At 64.1% G+C, this 6,933-nt stretch carries 4 protein-coding genes; 2 read left to right on the top strand and 2 right to left on the bottom strand.

Annotation, left to right across the window (positions count from 1 at the left end; all coding sequences use genetic code 11):
• Together sphst_RS14620 and sphst_RS14615 are read left to right on the top strand one after the other, a co-directional pair.
• Positions 1-2,082, top strand: a 2,082-nt coding sequence (locus sphst_RS14620) for a TonB-dependent receptor (RefSeq protein ID WP_107045752.1), incomplete at its 5' end; no start/stop codon positions are given.
• Positions 2,083-2,159: 77 nt separating this feature from the next.
• Complete coding sequence (locus sphst_RS14615; protein WP_107045751.1) at positions 2,160-3,152, top strand: alpha/beta hydrolase; 993 nt, start codon at positions 2,160-2,162, stop codon at positions 3,150-3,152.
• A gap of 16 nt (positions 3,153-3,168) precedes the next feature.
• Here sphst_RS14615 and sphst_RS14610 read toward each other — a convergent pair whose 3' ends face one another.
• Both sphst_RS14610 and sphst_RS14605 read right to left on the bottom strand, forming a co-directional pair.
• The gene (locus sphst_RS14610; RefSeq protein ID WP_056405776.1) at positions 3,169-4,782 is read right to left on the bottom strand and encodes a family 43 glycosylhydrolase; all 1,614 of its coding nucleotides are present in this window, start codon (positions 4,780-4,782) and stop codon (positions 3,169-3,171) included.
• Between the two features lie 113 nt (positions 4,783-4,895).
• A partial coding sequence (locus tag sphst_RS14605; protein ID WP_107045750.1) for a TonB-dependent receptor occupies positions 4,896-6,933 on the bottom strand: 2,038 nt, incomplete at its 5' end.

Here is a 6,933-nt window from a genome sequence, read left to right as displayed (position 1 = left end):
CCGAACCGCGGCGGCGTCTATGTTCCGAGCGCCGCCTGCACGAGCGCCGCGCTCGCCTTCCATCCGCGCATCCCACGCTACGGGACGATCCGCCACGAGCGCGAGCGGCTGGGGATCACCGGCAGCGTGCAATGGTCGCCGACCGATGCCACCAAGATCTCGATCGACGGCCTCTATTCGCGGTTCAAGGAAACCCGCGAGGAGAAGTGGGGCGAAGTCCTGCTGCGCTCCAACGAGCGCTCGATCGACATCAGCAACTACGCGATTGATGCGAACAACAACCTGATCAAGGCGACGCTAAACGACGCTTGGGTCCGCACCGAGCATTATGTGCGCGATTCCAAGACAGAATTCTACCAGATCGGCGGCAGCTGGGATCAGGATGTCAGCGACACTTTCCGCTTCACGCTGATGGGCGGCGTTTCGAAGTCGGATGCGACGATCCCCGTCGAGACGACGTTCGTCTTCGACGACCGCGACGCGCAGGGCTATAGCTACGACTATACCGACATGAAGCGGCCGACGCTCACCTTCGGCACCAGCGTCACCGATCCGGCCAATTTCCAGCTCGCCGAAATCCGCGATCGTCCATCGCAGACGATCAACAAGTTCCGCACCGCGCAGTTGCGGACCGAATGGGACGTGACCGAGGGGTTCCAGATCAAGGCGGGTGGGCTGTACCGCAAATTCACCTTCGATACGGAGGGCTTCTCGCGGGACACGGTCGTCTGCCCGAATGCCGGCGGACGCGATCTGGTGCTGGGAACGCTGACCTGCTCGCCCTCCACGCAGTTCGGGCCTACCGCGGTGTACGGCTTTCCGGCGGGGAATCTCGGCGAGCTGTTCAACATCGGCAATTCTGGCCAGCCCGCGGGCACTACGACCAGCTTCCTGATCCCCGATATCGATAAGGCAGCGGCGTTTACTGGTCTGTACGGGCGGACTCCGACCGTGCTCGTCGGCGATACGCGCAGCGTGTCCGAGCAGGTGACCGGCGGCTACACCGAGTTCAACGTGAAGGGCGACATGTTCGGCCTGCGCTACGCCGCAAATGCGGGCGTGCGCTATGTCCGCACCAAGCAGCGCTCGACCGGGCTGTCGTCGGCGACCGCCGCCGGCGTCACCGTGAACACGCCGGTGACGGTCGGGCGGAGCTATGACGATTGGCTGCCCGCGATCAACGTGGCGCTGTTCCCAACGGAAGACGTGATCATCCGCGGGGCGATCTCCAAGGTGCTGACGCGGCCGAGCCTGGGCAGCCTGACCCCGGGTGGGTCGGTCGACGGCTTCAACTACCGCGTGACCTTCGGCAATCCGCAGCTTGATCCGTTCCGCGCGACCGCGTTCGACATCTCGGCCGAATGGTATTTCGCGCCGCAGTCGATCTTCTCGGTCGCGTTGTTCAAGAAGAATGTCGAGAGCTTCCCCGTCACGCAGACGCGGAGCGGGACGTTCGCGTCGACGGGCCTGCCGCTTTCGGTGATCCCGGCAAGCTCGCCAGCCGCGCAGCAGCCCGAATTCCAGGAATGGCAGATCAACTCGCCCGTCAACGGCACGGGCGCATCGCTCAAGGGCATGGAGATTGCCCTTCAGTCGACGTTCCGCTTCCTGCCCGGGTTCCTAAAGAATTTCGGCGTGCTGGCGAATGCGACGTTCGTGGATTCGAGTGCCAGCTACTCCCAGGGCGGTCCGGCGACGACGATCACGCAGCCGGGCGGCGCGCTCGGCTCATTGCCAAATACGACCCGCACCGCGACGCTCTATGGCCTTTCCAAGCGCGCCTATAACGGCACGCTGTATTACGAGGATGCCAAGTTCAGCGCGCGCGGATCGATCAGCTATCGTAGCCCATATATCGATGGGGCATCGGCGACTGGGAACCTGTTCGAGGGGTATAATTCGTCGCTGAACGTCGATGCGTCGATGCGCTACAAGCTGACCCCGGCGTTGGAGCTGTCGGTCGAGGGCACCAACCTGACCGACAATTTTCGCAGCCGGTATACTGATCTCGACGCAAACCGGAATTACGAGAACAATCACTTCGGCCGTACCTTCCTCGTCGGCGCACGCTTCAAAATGTAAGCCGCGCCGGGCATGGTCTCTTCTCTCCTCGGGCGCATTCCTCACGGAGTGCGCCCTTTTTTAATGGGCCGAAGCGTATGATCGATCGTCGGAGTGCAATCCTGGGTTCGCTGGCCGTCGGTCTGTCGGCCAGCGGCGATGCGCAGACTCCGCCGCCCGCCCAAGTCGGTGGCCGGGGGCCGCGGCAGCCGGACCCGACCGAAACGATCGACCTCTGGCCAGCCGGAGCGCCGGGTGCGCCGCGGAACTTGCCGGTCGAGATCGTCGAGGACCGGGCGACCGGTGCCGCGGCTACCGATCGCGCCGTCCACGGTATCGCCCGCCCGCGCATGGTCGTGTTCCGGCCCGCCAAGCCGAACGGATCGGCGGTGCTGGTGATGCCGGGCGGCGGTTATGTCCGGATCGTCGTCGACCGCGAGGGATACGAGATCGCACGCCGGCTGGCGGATCGTGGCTGGACGGTGTTCGTACTGTTCTATCGGTTACCCGGCGATGGCTGGGCGGCTGGGCCGGACGTTGCCTTGTCCGATGCGCAACGGGCGATGCGGCTGATCCGCGCACGCGCCGGCACATACGGGATCAAATCAGATCGTGTCGCAGCGATGGGGTTCTCGGCGGGAGGCCATGTCTGCGGTGACTTGGCGACGAGGTTCGCGCAGCCAACCTACACGCCCATCGACGCTGCGGATCGAACCAGCGCACGGCCCGATGTCGCGGCGCTCATGTATGCGGTGCAATCGATGACGCTGCCGCTCGCGCATCCCGGATCGCGCGCGCTGTTGCTCGGAGCCTCACCCACGCCGGCCCTGGAGAACGCGCATTCGACCGCCTCGAACGTGACGTCGGCGACGCCGCCCTGCTTACTAGTCCACGCCGAAGACGACCGGAGTGTCGTCGTCGAGAATACGTTGGCGTTTCGAGCGGCTGCGATCAAGGCCGGCGTGGCGGTCGAAACACACCTGTTCGCGACCGGGGGGCATGGCTTCGGCTTGAGCAGGGCGGTCGGCAAGCCAGTCGCGCTATGGCCGACGCTGTTCGAGGAATGGGCGTGCGCGCAAGGCCTTGGGTGAGCGAAGCGCGCCGAGGTCAGAGCGCCTCGTACCGGAAGTCGCGAAAGCGCGCCTCGCCGCTGCCGGCCGAATACAGCCCGGGGCGCAGCATCAGGAACCCGCCACGGACATTATGGTGATAACCCGACACCTCCATGCCGCGATCGAACCGGTGCCAGCTCTTGCCCGCATCGCCGCTGGTATGGATTGCGACGATGTGACGAGTATTCGTGATGCGGATCCGCATGCGGCGTCCGTGCGGATTGGCTGGCCGCCCACGCTCGTTGCCATATTGATGCGTGACGAACCGCCGTTCGTCGAAGCCAAGCCCGCAATACAGCCTATCGTCGTAGAACAGCACGAGCCCCGCCGTGCCACCGGGCGCGGTCTCGACGTCGCATTCGAACCGATACGCCTGATCTCCTGCGATCAGCATCAAAGGCGATGAATCGACTGGCGCCGTGCCGGTGGCCTGGAGAATCAGCGCACCGCCCTCGACACGGGCTCGACCGCGTTCGGCCGGGCCGGGCCGGAAGAAATTCCATTTACTGCCGACTTGCAGCCTGCGAAAATCGTCCGAAAGCGGTTGGCCGTGGGGCACCGCTGCGCCCCCCTTCGGCTTGGCCAGAGGCTTTGACAGATCCCCGCCGGTCATCGCGAACCAGCCATTGGCGGTCCAGCGGATCGGATCGAGCAGCGCCTGCCGGCCGAGCGTCCAATAGCCGTTTTCGAAACCGTGATAGATCGACCACCAGCTGCCGTCGGGCGCCTCGACGAGGCTGGCATGACCGCGCGACCACCATTTCTCGTCTGTGCTGACGGTTCGCACGACCGGGTTGGCGGGGTCGTTGGTCCAGGGCCCGTGAATCGAGCGCGAACGTGCGACGATCACCATGTGCCCGGTCGGTGGTCCGGCGGTGCCGCCGACCGCGGTGATCATGTAGAACCAGCCGCCGTGACGGACGATCTTCGGCCCCTCGGGACTGAAGCCCTCGACGTCCCATGTGTCCGGATACCGCCACGGATCATAGACATGCTCGACCTTGCCGACCGTCGACAGACCGTCGTCGGCGAGCCGGATGCGGTCGCCCCCGGAAAGGAACAACCAACGCGATCCGTCCTCGCCGACCGCGTGGCAGGGATCGATATGGTCGGGCAGCCCGAGGTCTATCGGGTCGGACCAGGGGCCGTCGATATGATCGGCCCAGATGACGTGGATCGCGTTCGGCTTGGCCTTGACCGGGATATACAGGAAATACCGACCGTCATGCTTCTCGAGACTGACCGCCCAGACCGAGCCGATGTTCTTCGTCAGCGCGGCCTTGCGCGGTTGCCAGTTCACCAGGTCGCGGCTGTGCCAGATCGTCAGCCCCGGATAGGAATCGAAGCTGGAGAAGGTCATGTAATAATCCGCGCCATCTTTCAGGATGGCGGGATCGGGATGGTCGCCGGCGATCAACGGATTGAGGAAGCGGCCATCCCCGAGGTCGGCTACGCGCTGGCCTTCGAAACCGCGCCGCCAACCGTCGTCGAAGCGCGACACGCACGCGCCCTGCTTGGGCAGTTCCGCAACGGCGGGCGTAGTCGGAACGAGCGCAGCCGTACCGCCCGCCAATGCCAGTCCAAACGTCTCGCGGCGATTATAGGTCATGCGCTCGTCCTGTTCTGATTTGGCGTCGTGACATGAATGTCGAGACCGGTCGTTCCAGCATGATGCTGCCCAGGTCGATGGTTGTCACCATCCAGCCGGACAGCACCGAACCATCAGAACGAGAAACGCATTCCCGCCGTGAACTGACGGCCGCTATGCGTCAGCACATTCAGGCGGTTGGTCTCGTCGACGAACTGATCGTTGACCTGATCGGTGAGGTTGATCGCCTCGATGCTGAACTTGAGGTTGTCGGTCAGGTTGTACGACATTTGCGCGTCGACGTTGGTCGTGCCGCTCGTGCCGTTATACGCGTTGCCCTCGGTGCCAGGCACCGCAGTCAGATAGCGCGATCGATAGGCGATCGAGCCGCGGATCTGGAATTTTGCGGTTTCGAAATACAGCGTGCCGTTAGCGGCATGCCTCGAAAGCCCGATCAACGGCGCGATCACCGATGCACCACCGGTCGCCGACGTCAGGTATTGGATGTTCGACGTCACGTGCGTGTAGTTCGCCAGCACGCCGAAGTTGGACAGGAAGCCCGGCAGGAAGCTGAAGGGCTGTTGCACGTTGACCTCGAAGCCCTTGAGCCGGCCACCGCTCGAGTTGACCGGCTGGCTGACGATAAACAGATCGGTCGGTGATGCGCTCGTACCGGCCAGGAGCGAGTCCGGCAGGCCCAGGCTGCTGAACGGAACGGTGGTGCTCAGCGACTGTACGAAGGTGCCGATGTCCTTCTGGAACGCCGACACCGCATAGATCGCGCCGCGCGTCGGATACCATTCGACCGAAACGTCGAGATTGTCCGATTCCGTCGGCGTCAAATCGGGGTTGCCGCTGCTGAACGCACGGTTGCCGCCCGAAACGCTGAGGTTGCCACCCGGTGCGATCGCCGAGATTCCGGCGCGCGCGAGCGTCTTTGCCGCTGCGAGGCGCACCAGCAACGTATCGGTGACGTCCATCACCAGGTTCCCTGACGGCAACCAGCGATGATAGCTCCGGTCCGCGACGACGAGGTTGGTCGCGACGCCCTGTCCTGCGTAGCCGGTCGAGCGCTGGTCGGTGTTGGCGTAGCGCACGCCGACATCGCCGCGGATCGGCAGCCCGCGATCGGCGAAGTTGAACTCCGCCATGCCCCAGCCGCCGATATCGTCCTCACGCACCGTGATGAACGATCCGCGTGCGCTGGCATTGTTCACCCCACCGGTCGCGTAGAGTGGGTTCGAGTAGATCCCGTAGAGCTCGGCGAACTTGGCGAGATCGGGGACGACCCATGCCGTCGGCGTACCGGCTGGTGTGTCGAGCCCCTTGCCGAAGCCTGAGAAGAGCGTCGTCGCCGCGGCGAGCTGTGCGGGCGTCAGCGTCTGCACGACCGACTCGCCCGACAGACGCCGCTGCTCGGTCGAGCTGTAGTCGAACCGGCGCCAGTCGACGCCGACCTTCAGCTTTAGCAAAGGATTGACCGTCCACTCGGCAAACGTCTTGGCGTTGGTGAAGCTGTTGTTGACGGTCTGCGGACGGATGCGAACTTCCGACGTGCCGTTGACGAAGGCGAAGCTGTTCGGGTTGGTCAGGTCCACGCCGGGCTTGATCGTCGGAAACCGCGTGCGGAAATCGTAGAAGAAATTGGGCGTGTTGGCCGCATCGATCGTCACGGTCGACTGGATCGGGTTGCTGAACGCCGAATCCGCATAGCCGACGACCGCACCGATCTTGAAATTCTCGCCGAACTTCTGGTCGAGCGTACCGGTGACCTGGTAAAAATCGGTGACCAGCTTGTCGTAGCGCGACTGGGTGCGCAGATCGACGTTGTCGAACGTGCCGCTGATGATGTTGTTGTCGCCGTCCACCACGCCGTCGCGGATGACCGTCTGTGGCTTGCCAGTGCCCGACCGGCTGAAGCTGATCGCCTGCAGCTGCGATTCCTTGCGCGTGCCGTCGAGCCGCGAATAGAGCGCGTCGAGCGAGATCAGCGTCTTGGGGGTAGGCTGGAACTGGACCGATCCTGCCGCACCCAGCCGCTTCTGGAAGATGTCGTAGCTGACGAGGCCGGGAATACGCGGATGGTACAGCCCGGTTACGGGGTTCGGATCGTTGATCTGTGCGAGCGTCTTGCCCGGCAACCGCGACGCGGCGTTGAACCCGGCGTTGAAC

This window comes from Sphingomonas sp. STIS6.2, from assembly GCF_000732685.2.
Taxonomy (GTDB): Bacteria; Pseudomonadota; Alphaproteobacteria; order Sphingomonadales; family Sphingomonadaceae; genus Sphingomonas; species Sphingomonas aerolata.
The sequence above is the reverse complement of the archived record's forward strand: the minus strand, read 5'-3'. Positions and strand labels throughout refer to the sequence as shown.